The organism is Rhodococcus (subgen. Prescottella) equi (assembly GCF_003013675.1).
GTDB classification, from domain to species: domain Bacteria; phylum Actinomycetota; class Actinomycetes; order Mycobacteriales; family Mycobacteriaceae; genus Prescottella; species Prescottella equi.
This window is the reverse complement of sequence record NZ_CP027793.1, coordinates 1309095-1329584: the sequence shown is the minus strand read 5'-3', so window position 1 is coordinate 1329584 and position 20490 is coordinate 1309095. Positions and strand designations below refer to the sequence as shown.

The window sequence follows — 20490 nt, the reverse complement described above, 5'->3', positions numbered from 1 at the left end:
ATCTCCTGCGCCTGGTCATGGACACCGGAACTGCCAAGGCGGACCGCACCGGAACCGGGACGCGCAGCGTCTTCGGGCATCAGATGCGCTGGGATCTCGCCGAGGGGTTCCCGCTGATCACCACCAAGAAGGTGCACCTCAAGTCCATCGTCTACGAGCTGCTGTGGTTCCTGCGCGGCGAGTCGAACGTCAAGTGGCTGCAGGAGCACGGCGTCACCATCTGGGACGAGTGGGCGGACGCGGACGGCGAGCTGGGCCCGGTGTACGGCGTGCAGTGGCGGTCGTGGCCGACGCCGTCGGGCGAGCACATCGACCAGATCACCAAGGTCATCGAGACGCTGAAGACCAACCCGGACTCGCGGCGGATCATCGTCTCGGCGTGGAACGTGGCCGACCTCGACGCCATGGCGCTGCAGCCGTGCCACGCGTTCTTCCAGTTCTACGTCGCCGACGGCAAGCTCAGCTGCCAGCTGTACCAGCGCAGCGCGGACCTGTTCCTCGGTGTGCCGTTCAACATCGCGAGCTACGCGCTGCTCACCCACATGGTGGCGCAGCAGGCCGACCTCGAGGTGGGCGACTTCATCTGGACCGGTGGCGACTGCCACATCTACGACAACCACGTCGACCAGGTCACCGAGCAGCTCTCCCGGGAGCCGCTGCCCTATCCGACGCTGAAGCTGAACAAGCGCGACTCGATCTTCGACTACACCTTCGAGGACGTCGAGATCGTCGACTACCGGCACCATCCGGCGATCAAGGCACCGGTGGCCGTCTGATGATCGGCCTGATCTGGGCCCAGACGACGTCGGGCGTGATCGGACGCGACAACACGATCCCGTGGCGGGTCCCGGAGGACATGGCCCGCTTCAAGGACACGACCATGGGTCATCCCGTGGTGATGGGCCGGTTGACGTGGGAATCGCTGCCCCCGAAGTTCCGTCCGCTGGCCGGCCGCACCAACATCGTCGTCACCCGCCAGGACGGATGGAGTGCCGACGGCGCCCGGACCGCACACGGGATCGAACAGGCGCTCGAGGTCGCCGGCGACACCGCCTGGGTGATGGGCGGCAGCCAGATCTACACAGCAGCAATGCCGTTCGCGGACCTGCTGTCGGTGACCGAGATCGACGCCGACATCGAGGGCGATGCCTTCGCCCCGACGATCGGGAACGAGTGGGTGATCGGGGACGAGGGCGACTGGCACATCTCCGAGAAGTCCGGGCTGCGCTACCGGTTCCTGACATACGTGCGGGGCTGACCGGACCGGGACGGTGGCCGAACCGTTAGGTCGATGTCCGGACCATTCGCCCCCGGGTGGGTCATACTGCGGGAACCACCGCCCCTGCCGTCCCGGGAGTGACATGTGATGGACAAGACCTCGCTGACCGCGCTCGCCCGCCAGCAGCTCAAGCTGGCGGCCACGTCGTCGAGTGGCCGCAGCTCGCAGACCGTGCACGGCGGTCACCAGCGGCATCTACGCCAGACCGTCATCGCGCTGAGCGCCGGGAAGTCGCTGGCCGAGCACGACAGCCCGGGCGAGGCGACGCTCCTGGTGCTCAGCGGCAAGCTCGCGCTCATCTCCGGCGAGGACTCGTGGAAGGGATCGACGGGCGACCTGCTCATCATTCCCCCGACGCGGCACAGCGTGGAGGCGCTCGAGGACGTCGCGTTCCTCCTCACGGTCGCGAAGTAGTCACACCATCTGGTCGACGGGTGCGGGGACCACGCCGAGCGACAGCAGTCCGGCCACGAAGGCGCGCAGCGCAGTCTCGTCCGTCGTGTCGATCACGCCCCCGGTCGTGATGAACGAGGTCACCAACCGGAAGGCCCACTCGCACACCGCGCGCGGATCGATGGTGGCGAGCTGCTCGGCGGTCATCAGTCGTTCGAACAGGGGGGCGAGGTAGTCGGTGCCGCGCTCGACGAACGGTCGGGCCCGCACCGTGAACCATGGCAGCACGACCTCCGGGTCGTCGCGGAGTCCCTTCTGGAGCAACATGTGGCGGCGCGCATAGCCGACAGCGAAGACGACGCAGTCGGTGAGCCCGGTATCCAGCCGCTCGCTGTCCCGGAGCACGGGCGTCAACAGCGTGAAGAACCGGGTGATCTCCCGCTGGAACAGCGCCTCGAAGATCTCGGCCTGATCGCCCACGTACTTGTAGACCGTCGGCCGGGACAGGCCGGCCCGCTCGGAGATCACCGCGTGCAGTCGCGTGCCGTACCCGGACTCGACCAGGCAGGCTTCTGCGGCGTCGAGGATCCGTTCCCGAATCGCGACGGGGCTCAGATCTTGTGCGCGAGATCTCATTCGCGGGATTGTAGTGCGAACGACACCTACCGGCCGGTTCAGTTCTTCAGGCCCGACGTCACCACGCTCCCCAGCGACCGAAGGCCGGTTCCAGCACCACGCGTAGGGCCCGGGGAAGGGTCTGCCCGTACGCGCGGAACAACTCGTCCCGCGAATCGAACGTGCCGAGTGACCGAATCACGAACCGCGACAGGTCGACGCACCCCGTGGCAGCAGTGTTTTCCCAGGTTATGACGCTTCTTCCGGCGGCGTCGAAAAGTGTTTCCCCGCCTCGATTAGAGAAGTCGGCCGCCGAGGTTGCGCAGCCGGACGTGAATGCGCGGGACGCGTCGACCCATTCGCCGTCGACGAGAAAGCTCGGCCACGCCAGCAGGACTCGGTCCGGAACGACAGGACGAAGGCAGCGGAAGCGCGGATACCAGAACTCCCCGCGGAGGACGAGTCCCTCGACCCTGGTCGGGATTCCGTTCCGTCGCGCGAGCGCTTCGACGACAGCGAGACGCTGGCTGCACGATCCACGGAGCTTTGCCAACGTCACCGATGTCCGCTGCGTGTCGTCGAGTGCGTAGACCGGCCGAATGCGCAGCTGAACCATTCGGTGGACCTGTTGCAGATACTCCACACCGGCGCCGTCGACGTCGGGAACGCCGAGGCTCTCGAACACCGGCGCATCCCAGTCGAGGATCGCGGTGCGCGCGACACTGCCGCCGGTAACCCTCCCGTCGAGTGCTCGCAGATCCCGCCTTCGCCAGGTCGTGATCAGAGAGCAGCTCATGCGGCCATGCTAGAGGGAAGTCCGGCGCCGACCCCCTCCCCCGAGGATCGACGCCGGACAGTCAAAGGCGGGAGCAGGCCACCACGACCCCGCTCCCGATCACTTCATTCCCTACATCGGGCGCCTACTGCAACGCGTTACACCCGGACACAACCAAATTTTCGGGAGAGTTTCGGGCGCCTATGCTGCGTGCATGGTGGAGAGCGGCAGCTGGGACCTCGGGGAGTTCGACGACCTGGAGGAACTGCTCGCCGACATGCGCAGTCGCCTCGTGGAGAGCGTCGCGACGCCGGCCCGGCTGCGGGAACTGCTCGAGGCGGTCCTGGTCGTCGGGGCGGGGCTGGAACTCGATTCGATCCTGCAACGCATCGTGCAGGCGGCGACGACACTGCTCGACGCACGCTACGGGGCGCTCGGTGTCCGCGATCCGGACGGCGGACTGTCGGAGTTCGTGTACGAGGGCATCACCACCGAGCAGCGGGCGCGGATGGGGCACCTCCCGGAGGGGCACGGGCTGCTGGGGCTGTTGATGGAACACCCCCGGCCGGTTCGTGTCTCACACCTGGGCGCGCACCCGGCGTCGGTCGGCTTCCCGCCGAACCACCCCCCGATGGACAGTTTCCTGGGCATGCCGATCATCGTGCGCGGCCAGGTTTTCGGCAGCATCTACCTCACCGAGAAGCGCACCGGCCCCGAGTTCACCGACGAGGACGAGACGATCCTCGACGCCCTGGCCACGTCGGCCGGCGTCGCGATCGACAACGCGCATCTGTTCGAGGAGTCCCGAACCCGGGAGCGTTGGGTGACGGCGCTCCGGTCCGCGAACGCCCGCCTGCTGTCCGGCGGGTCCATCGACGAGGCGCTCGATCTGCTGGTCACCCGCACCCGCGACCTGTGCTCGGCCAGCGGAGCCTACGTGATCGTGGTGGAGGAGGACGACGACGCGACGATCGAGGCGGCGTCGTCCGACGGCGGTCTCCGCCCCGGCAGCCACATCGACCTGTCCGGGTCCGACCTGCTGTCCGTGGTCCGCGGCCGCCGCCCGGCGCTGCTCGGCGAGCACGACCGGATCGGGCCGTTCGGTGCCGACGAACCGGTGCGGATCGCGGCGCTCCCGCTCTCGACGACGTCGGGGGTCGCCGGAATGCTCGTGGTGACCCGCGCCGGCACCGCGAGTTGGGCCGCCGACGAGATCACGAGGCTGGGGTCGATGGCCGATTCGGCGGCCCTGGCCGTCGAGTTCGCCGATCAGCAGCAACGTCGCCGTCAGCTCGATGTCCTCGCCGACCGGGACCGCATCGCGCGCGACCTGCACGACAACGTCATCCAGCAGTTGTTCGCGACCGGGATGAGCCTGCAGAGCCTGCTGCTGGACACGACCGCGCCGCTGCCCGAGGCGACGGCCGGCACGATCACGAAGTCGGTGTCCCAGCTCGACCGGATGATCCACGAGATCCGCACCACGATCTTCGACCTGCAGACGACGGGGGATCAGCCCAGCACGAGCCTGCGCCGGCGCCTGCTCGACGCGATCGGCGACCTGACGACCCGCTCGGAAGTGGTGCCCAACGTCCAGTTCACCGGCGCGATCGACACCTTGGTGCCGCCGCGGATCCATCCGCACGCCGAGGCGGTGCTGCGGGAGGGGCTGAGCAACGCGTTGCGGCACGCCGATGCGACGACCATCGACGTCGTGATCGACGCGGCCGACCGGCTCACGATCCGGATCTGCGACGACGGCGTCGGCGTGCCCGAGACCACGCGACGCAGCGGCCTCGACAACCTGGCCCGACGCGCTGAGCAGTGCGGCGGTACCTTCACGCTGCTGCCGGGTGTCAGCTGCGGCACCGAACTGACGTGGCGGGTGCCGCTGCGTTAGGCGCTCCGCGCCCGTGCGCACTTGTGGTGGGGCCGGCTACCAAAAAGGCGCACGGGCGCCGCAGGCGCCTATCGCTTGTTCCGCAGCTCCGTGGCCAGCACCGCGGCCTGGGTGCGTCGCTGCATGCCCAGTTTGGCGAGCAGTCGCGAGACGTAGTTCTTGATCGTCTTCTCGGCGAGAAACAGCCGTTCGGCGATCTCACGGTTGGTCAGACCCTGGCCGATGAGGTCGAAGACGGCTCGCTCCTGATCGGACAGTTCGGCGAGCGGGTCGGCGGTGCGCTCGGAGCGCATGCGCTGCATCAGTGCGGCGGTGGCGCGACTGTCGAGCAGCGAACCGCCGGCGCCGACGGTCCGCACCGCCGAGATCAGGTCGGTACCGAGGATCTGCTTGAGCACGAACCCGGACGCGCCAGCCATGACAGCGTCGAACAGGGCCTCGTCGTCGGCGAACGACGTGAGCATCAGGCAGCGGAGGTCTGGGAGGACGGTGCGCAGGTCACGGCACAGTTCGACGCCGTTGCCGTCGGGGAGCCGGACGTCGAGCACCGCGACGTCGGCGCCGCTGGACGGGATCCGGGCCATCGCCTCGCCCACCGACGCGGCCTCGCCGACCACGGTGAGGTCGGGCGCGCTGCCGAGTAGATCCACCAGCCCGCGTCGCACGATCTCGTGATCGTCGACGAGAAAGACCCGAGTCATCGGTGTCACCTCCATGTCCGTTCCGGAAAACGCTACCGCGCCGCGGCCGCTTTCCTGGTGCCGGACCTCCCGCTGCATGGAATCGGCCGTGGCGGTGTCGCACACACCACACCTAGCGTCGGCGTCGAGTTGCTGTGGTGAGAGGAGCCCGATGACGCACACGGCGGAAGCCATCGTCTACATCGTCGACGAGATGGTGGTCCGGCCTGGACGGGGCCGCGAATTCCTCTCCGCCTACCTCGAGCGGTACGCGCCCGGCGCGGAAGCTCGCGGCCTCACCCTCGACCGCGCCCTCGTCAGTCCGCCGGTGTGGCTCGACGACCAGTCGAACACCGTGACCGTCACGTGGACGGTCCCGGGAGTCGACGCGTGGTGGCAGCAGCGGTGGGCGGCGGGACGCGACCCCGGCGTCGCGCAGTGGTGGGCCGAAGCGGACGACTGGCTGCTCAGCCGAAACCGCAGCACGTCGTGTCCGGTCGAGGATCTCGCGGCGGTGACCGGTGTTTGAGGTCACCAAGCTGATCAGGTTCGCCGACGGCGTCGACGAACCCGAAAGAGAGACCGTGCTGTCGGGGGTGGCGTCCGACGTCTTGCCCCATGCCCGGAGCGCCCTGATCCGGCCCACGCTGCCGGGCGGTATCGCGGCCGGGGACGTCATCGCCCGGTTCCGGTTCGACGTCGAATCTGATTGGCGGGCAGCTCAGAACGACGTCGAGCGACGCTTGTGGACCGCAACGGTCGAGCACGTGGATTCCGTGACCCACACCGGGACACCGCGACCCGCGAAGTCCGATGCCCCGCCCACCGTCTTCCGGACACTGCTGGTCGCGGTCGATCCGTCGACGGACCCGAAGGTGTTACGGCAGTTCGAATCCGAGACCGCGGCGATGGCGGACTACATCCCCTCGATCGGGGCGTCGCAACTCGGCCGGGTACACGAGGCGTCGGGCTCGGCGCGGTGGACGCACGTGTGGGAGCAGGAGTACGCGAGCCTGGACGGACTGACCGGCCCGTACATGACGCACCCCTATCACTGGGCGCACGTCGACCGCTGGTTCGACGCCGAGCGCGGGCAGCGCATCGTGACCGCCCTGTGCCACAGCTTCTGCCGAATCGAGGAGCCGATCCTCGTCGGCTGACACGGTCAGCGGGCTCCCCCGCGCTGCGCGACCATCCACGCCGCGACCTGGGTGCGCGAGGTGAACCCGAGCTTGGCGAGGATGTGGTCGACGTGCCCCTCGACGGTGCGCGGGGCGATGACGAGGCGCTCGGCGATGGCGCGGTTCGTCATGCCCTCGGCGACGAGTTCCGCGACCTGCATCTCGCGGCGGGTGAGGTTGTGCCCGCTGTCGGCGGCCGGTTCCGCAACGTCCAGCGGCTGTTCCCCGAGCGCGTACGCGATGACCTCCTCGGTGTTCATCGCCACGCCGCGCTGACGAGCAGCGTCGAAGGCGTTGTCGCCGAGCGCCTCACGGGCTCGACGCACGCACTGCTCGTGGTAGGCCACCAACGGCTGGAACGTCTCGATGGGACTGCCCGTCGCGGTGAAGAGCACCTCGGCGGCGCCGAGGAACACCGCGGCCCGTTCCGGATCCTGCTCGACGACCGTCCAAGCCAGCTGTTCGAAACACCAGGCCCCACCGAACTGGTTGTCCAACGCACGCAGGAGGGGTAGAGCCTCCACGAGCATCGCACTCCCCCGCTCGAGCTGCCCGTGCCGCCACAGCGACGACCCGTAGTCGGACATGATCATCGCGCGCCACATGATTTCGCCGTGGGCCTCGGTGACGGCGAGCGCCTCGTCGTAGTGCGCGGACGCCTCGTCGGGATCGCCCAGGATGTCGATCACGTACCCCTGCCAGTAGAGCGCGGGCACGAGATCGTAGAGATCGTCACGCTCGCGGAACACCGCGATCGCCCGCCCCAGGTCGGCCTGCGCCGGTTCCAGGTCGCCCCGGGTGACCGCGGCGTAGGCGACCGCTGCCGCCGCCCGTGCGGTCGACACGTCGTCGACACCTTCCTCGGCCAGCCGACGGGCCTTGTCCGCCAACACTGTTGCGGCGACGATGTCCTGTTGGAGCGCGGCGAGCATGCTATTCACGCACAGCGCCTCGATACGGTCGTCGATCGGCCCACCGTCCCCCTCCCACGACCGTCTCAGCCAGAGGCGGCCCTCGTTGAACCGGCCCCGCACGATCCACGCCGGGTACAGCGCCGCCGTGATCCGCAACGCGGCACCCCAATCACGCTCCCCCAGTGCGAATTCGATCGCCTCACGAATGTTCGACTGCTCGACGTCCACGGCGGCGGCCCACTGGACCTGCCGGGGACCGATCCAGTCGTCCTTGGCGCGCAGGACGAAACGCTCGAACCAGTCGAGGTGCCGACGGCGCACGATGTCCGTCCAGCCGAACTCCTCCAGCTTCTCCTGCCCGTACTCGCGGATCGTCTCGAGCATCCGGTACCGGGCGAGAACCCCCGTCGAGTCCGCCTCGTCGCGCACCAGTATCGACTTGTCCACCAGCGCGGTCACCACGTCGAGCACGTCCACCGGCCCGGCTTCGTCGTGCAGCACGCTCTCGGCCGTATCGAGATCGAAGCCACCCGCGAACACCGACAGGCAGGCCCACAGCCGCCGTTCCGAGTCGGTGCACAGGTCGTAGCTCCAGTCGATGCTCATCCGCAGCGTCTGCTGTCGGCCCGGGCTGGTGCGGCCACCGAGCGTCAGCAACCGGAAGCGATCGCTCAGCCGGTCGCGGATCTGCTCCACCGACAGCGCCCGCAGCCTGGCGGCGGCCAACTCGATCGGCAGTGGCAGGCCCTCGAGCCGCGCACAGATCTCCTCGACCACCGCCCGGTTGTCGTCGGTGACGCGGAAATCGGGCACTGCGGCACGCGCCCGTTCCTCGAACAGCAGGACCGCGTCGGACATCTGCTCGCCCGGACCGGTCCCCGCGGCGACCGTCAGCGGCGGCACCCGGACGACGGCCTCCCCGCCGATACCGAGCGGCTCGCGGCTGGTCGCGAGCATCGACAGGCCCGGGCACGCGCGGAGCAGGGTGTCGGAGAAGTTCGCCACGGCGTCGACCAGGTGCTCGCAGTTGTCGAGGATCAGCAGTGCACGCCCGTCCGCCAGGTGCTCGACGAGCACGGCCTCCGGCGGGCGGGCCGACCAGTCCTGCAGACCGAGGACGTCCGTCACCGTCTGCCACAGCAGGTCGGGATCGCGCAGGTCCCCCAACTCCACGAACCACGTTCCACCGGTGAACACCTTGCGGGACTCGCGAGCGACGCGGAGCGCGAGCCGGGTCTTGCCGACGCCGCCGGGTCCGGTGAGCGTCACCAGGCGCGACTCGGACAGCAGCCGCCGGATCTCGGCCACCTCGTTCTGCCGTCCCACGAAGCTGTCCAGCTCCTCGGGAAGACTCGCCCTGCCGATCCCCGCGTCGGTCCGCACCGCACCGCGCACGATTCCAAGATACGTCCGCGCGCGTCACCGGAAAGCCACTCCGACCAGCAGGCGAGCGTAACGTTCGCGTCACGCGAACAGCCGGTTCGTGCGACGGTGCGCGGGCCGGCCAGCCGCTACCATCTGCGTCGAACGTTCTGCTGTCGAAGGGGACCACGAATGACCACGGGTATCGAACAGCGCGAGTTCCAGACGGAGACTCGCCAGATCCTGGATCTGATGATCCACTCGGTGTACTCCAACAAGGACACCTTCCTCCGTGAGCTCGTCTCGAACGCGTCCGACGCGCTCGACAAGCTCAAGTTGGAGGCCTACCGCGACAAGGACCTCGAGGCCGACACGTCGGATCTGCACATCGAGCTCGAGGTGGACGCCGACACGCGCACCCTGACGGTGCGCGACAACGGCATCGGCATGTCCCGCGACGAGGTGATCGACCTGATCGGCACCCTCGCCAAGTCGGGCACCGCCGAGCTTCGCCGCAAGCTGCGCGAGGCGAAGGACGCGGCGGCGTCGGAGGAGCTGATCGGACAGTTCGGCATCGGCTTCTATTCGACGTTCATGGTCGCCGACAAGGTCACGCTGCTCACCCGCAAGGCCGGCGAGAAGCACGGCACGCGCTGGGAGTCGAGCGGCGACGCCACCTACACGATCGAGACCGTCGACGACGCCCCGCAGGGCACGTCGGTGACGCTGCACCTCAAGCCCGAGGACGTCGAGGATCACCTGTACGACTACGCGTCCGAGCGCAAGCTCCGCGAGATCGTCAAGCGGTACTCGGACTTCATCGCGTACCCGGTGCGGATGCAGGTGGAGCGTCCGGCACCGAAGAGTGACGACGATGCGGACGACGCCGCGCCGAAGACGGTGGTCGAGACCGAAACTCTCAACTCCATGAAGGCGCTGTGGGCCCGGCCGCGCAGCGAGGTCACCGACGACGAGTACAACGAGTTCTACAAGCACGTCAGCCACTCGTGGGACGACCCGCTCGAGGTCATCCCGATGAAGGCCGAGGGCACGTTCGAATACCAGGCGCTGCTGTTCATCCCGTCGCACGCCCCGTTCGACCTCTTCTCCCGGGAGCACCGCGCGGGCATCCACCTGTACGTCAAGCGGGTGTTCATCATGGACGACTGCGAGGAACTCATGCCCGAGTACCTGCGCTTCGTCAAGGGCGTGGTGGACGCGCAGGACCTGTCGCTCAACGTCTCTCGCGAGATTCTGCAGCAGGACCGCCAGATCCGGGCGATCCGGCGCCGGCTCACCAAGAAGGTCCTCACCACGATCAAGGACATGCTCTCGTCCGACGACGAGGCGACCCGCGAGAAGTACCGGACCGTCTGGTCGCAGTTCGGCCGGGTCCTCAAGGAGGGTCTGCTCTCGGACTTCGACAACCGCGACACCCTGCTCGAGATCTCGTCGTTCCCGTCGACGCACAGCGAGGACGAGCAGACCACGCTCGCGCAGTACGTCGAGCGGATGAAGGACGGCCAGGAGCAGATCTACTACCTCACCGGCGAGTCCCGTCAGCAGCTCGAGGCGTCGCCGCACATGGAGGCGTTCCGAGCCCGCGGCCTCGAGGTGCTGCTCCTCACCGACCCGGTCGACGAGATGTGGGTGACGTCGGTCCCCGAGTTCGACGGCAAGCCGCTGCAGTCGATCGCGAAGGGTGAGGTGGACCTCGACACCGAGGAGGAGAAGAAGGACGCCGAGGCCAAGCGTGAGGAACAGGACAAGCAGTTCGCCGACGTTCTCGCCTGGCTCACCTCCACCCTGGAGGAGCAGGTCAAGCAGGTGCGCCTGTCGACGCGCCTCACCGACTCCCCCGCCTGCATCGTCGGCGACGAGTTCGGCATGACGCCGTCGCTCGAGCGCATGTACCGGGCATCGGGCCAGGAGGTCCCGCACTTCAAGCGGATCCTCGAACTCAACCCGACCCACCCGTTGGTGGAGGGCCTGCGCGCCGCGCACGCCGAACGCGGTGACGATCCGAGTCTCGCCGAGACCGCCGAATTGCTCTACGGCACCGCTCTTCTCGCGGAGGGCGGCGAGCTGGAGGATCCGGCACACTTCGCGAAAATGCTCGCAAACCGCCTGGCACGGACCCTCTAGACACGCTCACAGGTTCGACGCAGCGCCCGCGGGAGTCACCTCCCGCGGGCGCGGTCGTTCGCGACGCACGATCGCACCGAGCGCTGCCCCGCGAAACCGGCCATGAAGCTGCGTGGTGTGCGTAGCATCTAATCCATCTCGTTCGATTCCCTTCGGGAGGCCGACGTGCGTGGACTTGGCATCGATCTCGGAACTACCAACACTGTCGTCGGGACCCTCGACGGCGGAATCGTCCTGAACGAACCGTCTTTCATGCTGGTGCGGAACAAGGACCCGCATCGGGCCCTCGTGATCGGCCAGGACGCGCGCAATCTCGTCGGCCGCACCCCGGCAGGGATCTCCCAGGTGCGGCCCATGCGCGACGGCGTGATCGTGGACCTGGAGTCGGCCCGGGCTTTCGTCACGGCCGTCATCGAGCAGGTCGCGCCGCACCGCCGTTACGGCCGACGGCAGACGGCCGTCTTCTCGGCACCCGCCGGGGCCACCCCGCTCGAGCGCCGCGCCCTGCTCGAGGTCGGGCACGAGGCCGGCCTGCGGAAGGTCGGGCTGATCCCCGAACCCGTGGCCGGGGCACTCGGGTGCGGCGTCAACCCCCTCGAACCGCGGGCGCATCTCGTCGTGAGCGTGGGCGGCGGCGTCTCGGAAGTCACCGCGATCTGCTTCGGAGGCGTGATCTCGCACCGCAGTTGCCAACTGGCGGGCGAGGAACTGACCGAGGCGCTGCACCACTACCTGCGCGAAGAACACCAGATCATCGTTGGCGAACTCACCGCGGAGCGGGCGAAGATGGGCGCCCCCGACACCGCCGACGAACAATCGCTCGTGGTGGAGGGACTGGACGCCGTCACCGGCCGCGCCCGGCTGATCTCGCTCGACGTCGAGGAGATCGTGGAGGCGCTGCGACCGACCACGACGGGAATCGTGCAGACCCTCACCGCATGCCTGGAAGATCTTCCCCCGCAAGCGATCAGCGACGTGATGTCCGAGGGTGTTCTGATGATCGGCGGTGGCGCGATGCTCCGCGGGCTGTCCCAGTTGTTCGAGGAGTCGTTCGGCCTGCCGGTGAAGACGGCCGAACGCCCCCTCACGTGCGTCGCCGAGGGCGCCACCGCCTGCCTCGATCACCCCGAGGTCGTTGCCGCCTACAGCGGCTGATCACCGGCCGGGTTCCGGCGCCGGTGCCGCAGGCGGGGGGCCCGGCCGCTCCGCGAGGTAGCGCTCGAGGATGGCCTTGACCACGGGGCCGGATGTGGCGGAACCGAACCCGCCGCCGCGAACCAGCGCGGTCACGACGATCTCGGGGGATTCGAAGGGCACCACCGCGGAGAACCAGGCGTTGAGCCCGCCCGGCGCCGACGGATCCTCCGCCGTACCGGTCTTGGCGCCGGCCGTCACCGGCAGCGTGGCCAGCTGGCCCGCGGTACCCGCGGTGGCCGAGGCCCGCATTCCGGCGCGGACAGGACCGAGCTTGTCGGCGAAGGGAAGGCGCTGCGGCTCGCCCGTGGGAATCGGGGCGCCGTCGCCGGTGGCGTCGGCGGCGGCGAGTTGCGGGGTGACGAGCGCGCCGGTCGCGATGCCGGACGTCCAGCGCGCCACCTGCACCGGCGTCGCGATCACGGTGCCCTGGCCGATACCCATCAACAGCGTGGAGCCGGGATACCACGTGCCACCGATGTCGGCGACGTTCTCCGGGGTGCCGAGGAACCCGGCGGACTCGCCGGGCAGGTCGATGCCGGATCGGCTGCCCACACCGAGCTCGGACGCGGTCCGCGCCATCCGTTCGGGACCGAGGAGTTCCCCGAGCTTGTAGAAGTACACGTTGTCCGACCACTGGATCGCGCCCAACAGTTTGTTCGGTCCCATCGGTTGCCAGTTCGCGAACGTGTGCCCGCCGTAGCTGTAGGCGGCACCGGTCTCGATCACCTCTTCCGGGTCCAGGACCTGCTCCTCCTGGTTCGCCGACGCGACGACGATCTTGAAGGTGGAGCCGGGTGGCGCGGCGGTCTGGTAGGCGTGGTTGAGCATCTTGCCGGGCCCCGCCCCCTCGGTCTGGGCGGCCAGCGCGACGGCGTCGACGGGGGGACCGTAGACGTTGTTGTCGTACCCGGGCACGCTGGCGAGCGCGAGCACCCCACCGGTACGCGCGTCCATCACGACCGCCGCGCCGAGGTCGCCTCCGCTGCTACGGACCGCCTGGGCCAACGCGTCCGTCGCCAGCGTCTGCAGGCCGATGTCCAGGTGCAGTCGCAGGTTGTGGCCCGGCACCGGATCGACCCGCTCGGCGGGGCCCACCAGGTTGCCGGCGGGGTCGACGTACACACATTGTCTGCCGTCGGTGCCGCGGAGCAGCGCGTCGTACTGCTTCTCGAGGCCCGCCCGGCCCACCCTCGACCCGAGGGCCAGCTGCGGCCAACGTTCCATGTCCTGCGGATCGCCGACGCCGACGTAGCCGAGCACCGAGGCGAGCGAGGGTCCGTACGGGTAGTGCCGCTTCCCGGAGGGCACGACGAGCACCCCGGGCAGCTTCGCGTCGATGATCCGCCGCGCCTGCTCCGGGGGCACCCGGCCGACGACGGCCTGCATCTCGCCGTCGCCGCGGGCGCTCAACGTTTCCGCCAGCTCGGCGTCGGGCTCGCCGAGCAGCCCGGCCAGCATGATGCGTTCCCCGGAATCGTCCTCGTCGAACATGCGGCTGACCACCGATATGGAGTACTCGGGCACGTTGGTCGCCAGCGGCACCCCGTTGCGGTCGAGGATCTCGCCGCGCTCGGCGGGCAATCGGATGCACCGGGTCATCTGGGTGTCGCTGAGCGCGCGCAACTCCGGACCCCTGCCACTCTGCAACTGCCACGCGAAGACCGACATGGCCACGAGGAGCGCGGTGACCGCGAGCGAGCCGGCCGTGACGCCCCGGGGCCGACCGCGGCGAGTCGACGGCTGCGCCCACAGCGGGCGGCCGACACCGTCGCGGCGCACCGCGAGCACCAGTCCGATCGCCACGAATCCGACGACCGCGACGGTGCCTCCGTAGCTGAACATCGGGAGCGGCATCCCGGTCTGGGGCAGCACCGACAGGCTCGCCCCGATGGACAGCACCGCGTGGATCCCGAACAGTCCGCCGATTCCCGCGGCCATGAGCGCGGCCTCCCGGGTCCGGGCGCGGCGCGCGGCGAGCGCGGCCCGCCACGTGATCACCAGGCTGGCCGCGATGACGGCGATACCGGCGAACAGCCCCCACCCGTAGACGACGCTCGCGAACGCGAGGTCGTGCTCCGCCTCGGGCAGGTATGCCGCCCTCAGGTCGTAGACCGGGTCGCGCGCCAGGCCCCACAGGCCGCCGCTGCCGACCGCGATGTCGGCCTGCATCGACGCCCAGCCCGACCCGCCCGGATCGGCGTCGCTGGAGATGAACGTCTGGATCCGTTCGAGCTGGTACGGGCGCAGGAAGAGCACGGCGATGGGTAGCGCGGCGATCCCCAGGGCGAACAGCGGCATCAGCGGCGCCGCCGGCACCCGGGCCAGGATCAGCATCAACACCGCGATCGCGACGAGTACCACGGCACTCGACAGGTCGGGCTGCAGCGCGACGAGCGCGACGACGCCGCCTGCGATCGCCAACGCCGCCGTCAGTCGGCCCACCGTGTAGCCACCGGCCAGGATGGTCGCGGACACCATCACCAGACCGAGCTTGGCGATCTCCGACGGCTGCACGGTGAACAGGCCGAAATCCAGCCAGCGCTGCGCGCCCTTCACCGCGACGCCGACGAGCGGCACCGCCGCCAGCATCACGACCGAGACTGCGAGGGTCACCCATCCGAACCGGGCCAGATTGTTCACGCGCATGCGGGAGACGACCCACATCAATCCGAGTCCGATCACCGTGAAGAAGGCGTGGCGGATGGCCTGCGACGTGAACCCGATGGAAACCAGGTTGAGGAGACCGAGAACCGCGAGAACGACCGCCGCCGCCACGATCCAGGGGTCGGACTCCCGATCGTGTCCCCGAATCCGGCCGCCGTCCCCACTCATCGGCAGACCGCGTTCTCGGCGGGTACGTACAGCGGCTCCGACGCGGCGACGGCCGGGACGCTCGTGATCGCCGCGACGGCGAGCGCCGGACTGTCCGGAAGGGTGGCCCGGCTCAGGCCGTAGACGCCGTCGCGCGCCGGCTCCGCCGGGATGGTGACGTCGGACCCCTCGCGCACCTCGCCGGTGCAACGGTCGTAGACGTTCAGCTTCCAGGTGACCGCGCCCACCGTCGACGGGTCCAGTCGCACGTCCACTCGGACGGCGCAGGGCTTGCCGGGACTGCACGAGCCGTCGGCGAAACTTGCTGTGACCCCGGTTATCTGACCTGACGCGGCCGGGGCGCCGGTGTCCACCGCCGCCGGCGCGACCCCGCCTGCGGCCGCCGGGTCCTCGGGTGCGGGTGGCGGCGGCGACACCGGCTCGATGCGGTTCTGTGCTGACGAGGTGTTCACCGGATGGACCAGCGCGTCCCAGCCCCGACTCAACTGATCCCAGGCGCGGGGAGCCGCGACGGCCGACCCGGCGAGAACGACGAGCGCGAGCACGGCGTACAGGCCCTGACGCCGGGACGGTCGCCGCCGCCGACTGTGCCAGGGACTCCGCACCGGCGGATACCAACCGGTGCCCGTCACCAGCGATCCGGTCGCCACGGCCGGGCCGTTCCGGGTCGCGGACGGGTCGCGCGAATCCCCGGCCGCCCGGCTGCTCGCCGAGGGCCGGACGGTCGCCGCCTCGACGAGGTCGGCGATCCGGCGCCGCCGCCGGGCCTCCCCGTCGGGGTCGAGTTCGGGATCGATCACCCGACGAATCCGATGAGACGACTCCTGGGGATCCACAGTGCCCGAGACTGATTCGCGAAGAAGATCACCGAAGCCCGAACCGCGGCAGTTGGCTGCGATGCCCCGGATCAGATCGACGAGGCCGTCGTCCACGTCGATACGGGAGTCGACACCGTCGATCGTGAGCCGTCCACCGTCGGACACCGTGACGGCCTCGGGGGGCAGCGTTACCGGCCTGCCCCGACGCGTAGCTGTCAGTTCGACCTGTTCGAGCAGGTCCGCGACCAGTTGCGCGGCCTGCGGCGGCGTCAGGCGGGCCACCGCGAGCAGCGCCGGGAGCGTGATACGGCCACCGGGGGCGCCGCCACCGCCACTGCCCGCGTCGTCGTCGGACGACTCGGCCGGCTCCGATCCGGACAAGGCGGGCCGGCTCCCGCTCGCGTGGACTCCCAAGGCTGCTTCGTTCATCGCGCATCCCCGAAACGATCTGCCTCCCGCGGGCGGCAACGAACCGGTGCGGGCGGGCGGTGGACTGGGCTGGCCGTGCTACTGCTGTCGAAATCCCTTGCGCCTGTTCGAATCCATTTAACTCCGATCCCCTCCGCCGAGGGGAGGAATCGAGAAGGCCACGAGACCCGGATGCACGGTAGGCGACATTCCCGGTTCGCCTGATTCGATCGCGCCCCCGACCGTTTCGTAACGTAAGGATCCGTGTCGATCGAAGCCCCTCCCCCGATTCCCACCCCGGCGCGGCCCTGGCCCGCGCTGGTGCGCGTGCCGCGGGACGGTCGGCGCTGGCCGGGAACTGCGCGGGCGGCGGTCGCCGTCGCCCTGCCCGGCCTGCTCGGCATCGCACTCGGTCACGGTCCGGCGGCCGCGACGGCCGCTCTCGGCGCCTTCGCGGTCGTGTACGGGGAGAGCCGTCCGTATCGGGTGCGGTGGCGAGCGGTCTCGGCCGCGGCCGGAGTGATGGTGGTCGCGGCCACGCTCGGCGCGGTCGTCGGCAGCGCGGTCCACGAAGCGGCGTCCGCCGATGGGTCGGCGTGGTGGCCCATGGCGCTGGTGCTGACGATGTCGGTTTTCGTGGCCGTTGCCGCCTTCGTGGTCGACGCGCTGCGCATCGGCGCGCCGGGCGCCTTCCTTCCGCTGCTCGCGGTGGAGATCGCGTCGGCCCTCCCGGCGGCCGGCCTTCCCGTCGGTCACGTCGTCGGCTGGACCGCGATCGGGGCGGCCACCGCGGTGGCCGTCGCCATGTCCGGATGCGTGCTGCGGCCACGGACCCCCGAGCGCGCGGCGGTGGCGTCGGCGATCGCGGCGGTCGACGCCCTCGACCACGACCGGGGATCGGCGGTGCGACGGCACGCCGCGGTCAAGGCGGTCCACACCGCGTGGCAGTGCCTGCACGACGCCGACCTCGCCGCCCGCGACCATTCCCTCACCGGAGACCTGCTCACCGCGCAGGACCGCTGCGTCGCCCTGTTGCACGGGAGCACTTCGACGCTCGACGCCGACGGCGAGGACCTGTCTCGGAGCGTTCCCGCTCCGAGGCCGACGGTCCGATTCCGGCTCGGCCGCGCGGCGCACCTGCGGAGCCGATCGACGCTCATCGTGGTGCGACTGCTCGTCGCCTGCCCGACAGCGGGTGCGGCCGCGATGCTCCTCGGCGTCGCCCGCCCGGACTGGGCCGTCATCACCGCGGCCATGATCCTGCATCAGGGCCCGGACCGGATCCTGGGGACGTACCGGGCCGTGCACCGGTTCGCCGGGACCGTCCTGGGCCTGGTGATCCTCGCCGCGCTGACCCCGCTCGACCCGACGGGTGCGGCACTCGTCGTCGTGCTGGCCGCGTCGATGGCCGGCATCCAGGCGTACCTGGTCCGCAACTACGGGCTGGCGATGGTGTTCATCACGATCCTCGCGCTGCTGCTCGCCGGGCTCGGGTCCCCGGCGGACCTGACGGCGGTGACGCGCGACCGCCTGGTCGAGACGGTGATCGGTGTCGTCGTCGCCGTCGTCGTGCTGTGGGCGGTGCTGCCCGCGTCGTACCGGCGGATCCTCGACGACGCCGACGCCCGGGTCGACGCGACGATCGGACAGGTCGACACCGCATCCGACCCCGCCGAGATTCGGGAGCTGCGACGCGCCCTCGAGTTCGACCTGCACTCGGCCACGACGGCCGCTCTGGTCGCGGCCCACACCGACGCCGGCTGGACAGCGACGCGGTGGGCGCGCCATCACGCGCTCAACGAGTCGGGCTATCGGGCCCTGGCCCGCGCCTGAGAGGGTCGAAGACCACACGATTTTCACGGGGCCGCGCGGCGAACCGCACGGCCCCGGCGAAAAGCTCGGATCTAGGTGCCCGATGGCACGATCAGCACCGGGCAATCGGCGGTGTGCAGCATCGCGCGACTGGTCGAACCCAGCAGCATGCCCTTGAAGCCGCCCCGGCCGCGAGTGCCGACGACGATCAACTGCGCCTGCTCGGCGTACTCGCTGAGCACCCGCACCGGACGGTCACGCGCGACCACACGCTCGACGGTCACATCCGGGTAGCGCTCCTGCCAGCCCGCGAGCCGCTCGGCGAGCACCACTTCCTCACCCGTCTGGATACGGCTCCAGTGCGGGTCGTCGGGTGTCGCGCCGAGCGACGGCTGCACGCTGACATCGCTCCACACGTTGACCGCAACCAGGGTGGCGCCGCGCATCGCGGCCTCCTCGAACGCTGCGGCGACGGCGGGCTTGCAGGACTCGGAGCCGTCGACGCCCACGACGATCGGACCCTCGGTGGGCGGATGCCCGTCGAGCGTGCGGCCACGAACGACGGCGACGGGGCACTCGGAGTGCGCGGCCACCGCGGCCGTCACCGAACCGACGACCAGCCCGGTGATCTCACCGTGGCCGTGCGAGCCGAGGACCACCATCCACGCCTGCTTCGACAGGTCGATCAGCAGCGGCGCCGGCCGGCCCTCGAGTTCCTCGGTCGTGATCTCGATCGCCGCGTTGTCGTCGGCCGACTGCCGGGCGAGGACCTGTGCGCTGTCGAGGCGGGCGCGGGCGGTGTCGTGCAGCTCGTCCTGGAAGCTGCGTGCCAGGTAGGGCTCGGAGTAGTAGAACGCCGGGATGTGCACGGCGGTCACGATGTGCAGGCGACGCTGATGGGCCGCGGCGGCACGGGCCGCCCAGACCACCGCGTTCGATGCCGCTTCGGAACCGTCTACTGCGACGACGATCGCATCTGTTGCGCTCATGGATTCTGATTCTCCTTCACACCCGCGGTGTGTTCCGGGACCTGTCGAGACCCATTGTCCTGATTTCCGGCGGCCCGCGTGTGGGCCTTCGGTCCCGGGCGAGCCGTGACGCTCGGCACGTCACGGCTCGCCGGGGTCCGTCAGTCGACGATCGCGCGCAACTGCTCGATGAGCGCGACGCGCCCGGCACGGTCTGCGGCCAGCGGCATCACGTTGAGAGTGGTGGCGCCGGCGGCCGCGAAGGCCGCGACCCGTTCCTTGACGAAACTCTCGGTGCCGATCAAGGAGATCGCGCGCACGAGGTCGTCGGGCACGGCGGCGGTGGCCTCCGCCTTCTTGCCGGCCAGGTACAGATCCTGGATCTTCTCGGCCTCCTCCTCGTACCCGTAGCGGCACGCGAGGTCGTTGTAGAAGTTCTTGCCCTTGGCGCCCATGCCGCCGATGTAGAGCGCCAGATTCGGCTTGATCCACTCCAGCATGGGCTCGACGTCGTCGCCGATCGCCAGCGCCGGGCTCGCGTAGATCTGCAGGTCGCCCAGGCTCGGATCACGCTTGGCCTTGCCCGTCGCGAGCGCGTCGCCCCACACCGCGTCGGCCTTCTCCGGGTGGAAGAAGATCGGTTCCCAGCCCTCCGCGATCTCCGCCGTCAGCGCCACGTTCTTCGGTCCGAGCGAGGCGATGACGATCGGAATCCGGTCGCGCACGGGGTGGTTGATGAGCTTGAGCGGCTTGCCCAGCCCCGTGCCCTGGTCGGCGGGCAGCGGCACCTTGTAGTACTTGCCCTGGTACTCGACCTTCTCCCGCCGCCACACCTGACGGCAGATGTCGACGAGCTCGCGGGTGCGGCCGAGCGGCGCGTCGTACTTGACGCCGTGGAAGCCCTCGATCACCTGCGGGCCCGACGCCCCGATACCCATCACGAATCGGCCGTTCGAGACGTAGTCCAGACCCGCCGCGGTCATCGCGGTGAGGCTCGGGGTGCGGGTGTAGATCTGGAAGATGCCCGACGCCAACTCCACCGTCGACGTCTTCGCCGCGAGGTAGCCGATCTGGCTGACCGCGTCGAACGAGTACGCCTCGGGGACGAAGACGATGTCCAGGCCCGCCCGTTCGAGGTCGGCGACCTCCTCGACGGTCTCGGCGAACCCGCCGCTGTAGTTCAAGCCCATACCGATGCGCACTTCGGCGAC

At 69.7% G+C, this 20490-nt stretch carries 17 protein-coding genes; 9 read left to right on the top strand and 8 right to left on the bottom strand.

Features of this window, described 5'->3' with window-relative positions:
• The first annotated feature begins 17 nt into the window (after nt 1-17).
• From C7H75_RS06405 to C7H75_RS06395, 3 genes are all read left to right on the top strand, one after another.
• Nucleotides 18-776: a thymidylate synthase gene (locus C7H75_RS06405; RefSeq protein ID WP_049799418.1), complete on the top strand. Its 759-nt coding sequence runs from the start codon at nt 18-20 to the stop codon at nt 774-776.
• On the top strand, nt 776-1258 hold the full coding sequence (locus C7H75_RS06400) for a dihydrofolate reductase (protein WP_022594497.1): 483 nt from the start codon (nt 776-778) through the stop codon (nt 1256-1258). Before C7H75_RS06405 ends, C7H75_RS06400 begins: the two co-directional genes overlap by 1 nt.
• Nucleotides 1259-1366: 108 nt before the next feature.
• Nucleotides 1367-1693, top strand: coding sequence for a cupin domain-containing protein (locus C7H75_RS06395; RefSeq protein WP_022594495.1), 327 nt, complete (start codon nt 1367-1369; stop codon nt 1691-1693).
• On the opposite strand, the gene C7H75_RS06390 is transcribed toward C7H75_RS06395, so the two are convergent.
• Nucleotides 1694-2308: a TetR/AcrR family transcriptional regulator gene (locus tag C7H75_RS06390; RefSeq protein ID WP_005514890.1), complete on the bottom strand. Its 615-nt coding sequence runs from the start codon at nt 2306-2308 to the stop codon at nt 1694-1696.
• 58 nt (nt 2309-2366) lie between these two features.
• Nucleotides 2367-3083 carry a transglutaminase domain-containing protein gene (locus C7H75_RS06385; protein WP_106851112.1) on the bottom strand — a complete coding sequence of 239 codons (717 nt, stop codon included), beginning with the start codon at nt 3081-3083 and terminating at the stop codon, nt 2367-2369.
• A gap of 193 nt (nt 3084-3276) precedes the next feature.
• Between C7H75_RS06385 and C7H75_RS06380 the strand changes: the two genes are divergently transcribed.
• Nucleotides 3277-4962 carry a sensor histidine kinase gene (locus tag C7H75_RS06380; protein ID WP_106851111.1) on the top strand — a complete coding sequence of 562 codons (1686 nt, stop codon included), beginning with the start codon at nt 3277-3279 and terminating at the stop codon, nt 4960-4962.
• Nucleotides 4963-5030: 68 nt separating this feature from the next.
• On the opposite strand, the gene C7H75_RS06375 is transcribed toward C7H75_RS06380, so the two are convergent.
• A complete protein-coding gene (locus tag C7H75_RS06375; protein WP_022594492.1) occupies nt 5031-5663 on the bottom strand; it encodes a response regulator in 633 nt (210 codons plus the stop codon).
• Nucleotides 5664-5814: 151 nt separating this feature from the next.
• Here C7H75_RS06375 and C7H75_RS06370 point away from each other — a divergent pair, with 151 nt between their 5' ends.
• Together C7H75_RS06370 and C7H75_RS06365 are read left to right on the top strand one after the other, a co-directional pair.
• Nucleotides 5815-6171 carry a hypothetical protein gene (locus C7H75_RS06370; protein ID WP_064058000.1) on the top strand — a complete coding sequence of 119 codons (357 nt, stop codon included), beginning with the start codon at nt 5815-5817 and terminating at the stop codon, nt 6169-6171.
• On the top strand, nt 6164-6802 hold the full coding sequence (locus tag C7H75_RS06365) for a Dabb family protein (RefSeq protein ID WP_081183185.1): 639 nt from the start codon (nt 6164-6166) through the stop codon (nt 6800-6802). Before C7H75_RS06370 ends, C7H75_RS06365 begins: the two co-directional genes overlap by 8 nt.
• A 5-nt stretch (nt 6803-6807) precedes the next feature.
• On the opposite strand, the gene C7H75_RS06360 is transcribed toward C7H75_RS06365, so the two are convergent.
• On the bottom strand, nt 6808-9132 hold the full coding sequence (locus tag C7H75_RS06360) for an ATP-binding protein (protein WP_233281866.1): 2325 nt from the start codon (nt 9130-9132) through the stop codon (nt 6808-6810).
• Between the two features lie 159 nt (nt 9133-9291).
• Here C7H75_RS06360 and htpG point away from each other — a divergent pair, with 159 nt between their 5' ends.
• A complete protein-coding gene (gene htpG, locus C7H75_RS06355) occupies nt 9292-11244 on the top strand; it encodes a molecular chaperone HtpG (protein ID WP_013415137.1) in 1953 nt (650 codons plus the stop codon).
• Between the two features lie 165 nt (nt 11245-11409).
• Nucleotides 11410-12399 carry a rod shape-determining protein gene (locus C7H75_RS06350; protein ID WP_005514899.1) on the top strand — a complete coding sequence of 330 codons (990 nt, stop codon included), beginning with the start codon at nt 11410-11412 and terminating at the stop codon, nt 12397-12399.
• Here C7H75_RS06350 and C7H75_RS06345 read toward each other — a convergent pair whose 3' ends face one another.
• Nucleotides 12400-15273: an FtsW/RodA/SpoVE family cell cycle protein gene (locus C7H75_RS06345; RefSeq protein ID WP_106851110.1), complete on the bottom strand. Its 2874-nt coding sequence runs from the start codon at nt 15271-15273 to the stop codon at nt 12400-12402. It abuts the gene before it with no gap.
• The gene (locus C7H75_RS06340) at nt 15270-16520 is read right to left on the bottom strand and encodes a hypothetical protein (RefSeq protein WP_106851109.1); all 1251 of its coding nucleotides are present in this window, start codon (nt 16518-16520) and stop codon (nt 15270-15272) included. The genes C7H75_RS06345 and C7H75_RS06340 overlap by 4 nt, the downstream gene beginning before the upstream one ends.
• Before the next feature lie 243 nt (nt 16521-16763).
• On the opposite strand from C7H75_RS06340, the gene C7H75_RS06335 reads away from it, so the two are divergent.
• Nucleotides 16764-18332 (top strand): FUSC family protein, encoded by a 1569-nt coding sequence (locus tag C7H75_RS06335; RefSeq protein WP_013415134.1) that lies wholly within the window; start codon nt 16764-16766, stop codon nt 18330-18332.
• 71 nt (nt 18333-18403) lie between these two features.
• Here C7H75_RS06335 and C7H75_RS06330 read toward each other — a convergent pair whose 3' ends face one another.
• Both C7H75_RS06330 and C7H75_RS06325 read right to left on the bottom strand, forming a co-directional pair.
• Complete coding sequence (locus C7H75_RS06330; protein WP_013415133.1) at nt 18404-19300, bottom strand: universal stress protein; 897 nt, start codon at nt 19298-19300, stop codon at nt 18404-18406.
• Between the two features lie 140 nt (nt 19301-19440).
• Nucleotides 19441-20481, bottom strand: a complete 1041-nt coding sequence (locus C7H75_RS06325; RefSeq protein WP_013415132.1) for an LLM class F420-dependent oxidoreductase — start codon at nt 20479-20481, stop codon at nt 19441-19443.
• Nucleotides 20482-20490 lie beyond the last annotated feature (9 nt).

Bases quoted from the DNA above. Each gene is read 5' to 3' on its own strand.
- C7H75_RS06400 (WP_022594497.1), top strand. From the start codon at position 776: ATGATCGGCCTGATCTGGGCCCAGACGACGTCGGGCGTGATCGGACGC.
- C7H75_RS06390 (WP_005514890.1), bottom strand. From the start codon at position 2,308: ATGAGATCTCGCGCACAAGATCTGAGCCCCGTCGCGATTCGGGAACGG.
- C7H75_RS06375 (WP_022594492.1), bottom strand. From the start codon at position 5,663: ATGACTCGGGTCTTTCTCGTCGACGATCACGAGATCGTGCGACGCGGG.
- C7H75_RS06330 (WP_013415133.1), bottom strand. From the start codon at position 19,300: ATGAGCGCAACAGATGCGATCGTCGTCGCAGTAGACGGTTCCGAAGCG.
- C7H75_RS06395 (WP_022594495.1), top strand. From the start codon at position 1,367: ATGGACAAGACCTCGCTGACCGCGCTCGCCCGCCAGCAGCTCAAGCTG.
- C7H75_RS06345 (WP_106851110.1), bottom strand. From the start codon at position 15,273: ATGAGTGGGGACGGCGGCCGGATTCGGGGACACGATCGGGAGTCCGAC.
- C7H75_RS06370 (WP_064058000.1), top strand. From the start codon at position 5,815: ATGACGCACACGGCGGAAGCCATCGTCTACATCGTCGACGAGATGGTG.
- C7H75_RS06340 (WP_106851109.1), bottom strand. From the start codon at position 16,520: ATGAACGAAGCAGCCTTGGGAGTCCACGCGAGCGGGAGCCGGCCCGCC.
- C7H75_RS06405 (WP_049799418.1), top strand. From the start codon at position 18: ATGGACACCGGAACTGCCAAGGCGGACCGCACCGGAACCGGGACGCGC.
- C7H75_RS06380 (WP_106851111.1), top strand. From the start codon at position 3,277: ATGGTGGAGAGCGGCAGCTGGGACCTCGGGGAGTTCGACGACCTGGAG.
- htpG (WP_013415137.1), top strand. From the start codon at position 9,292: ATGACCACGGGTATCGAACAGCGCGAGTTCCAGACGGAGACTCGCCAG.
- C7H75_RS06385 (WP_106851112.1), bottom strand. From the start codon at position 3,083: ATGAGCTGCTCTCTGATCACGACCTGGCGAAGGCGGGATCTGCGAGCA.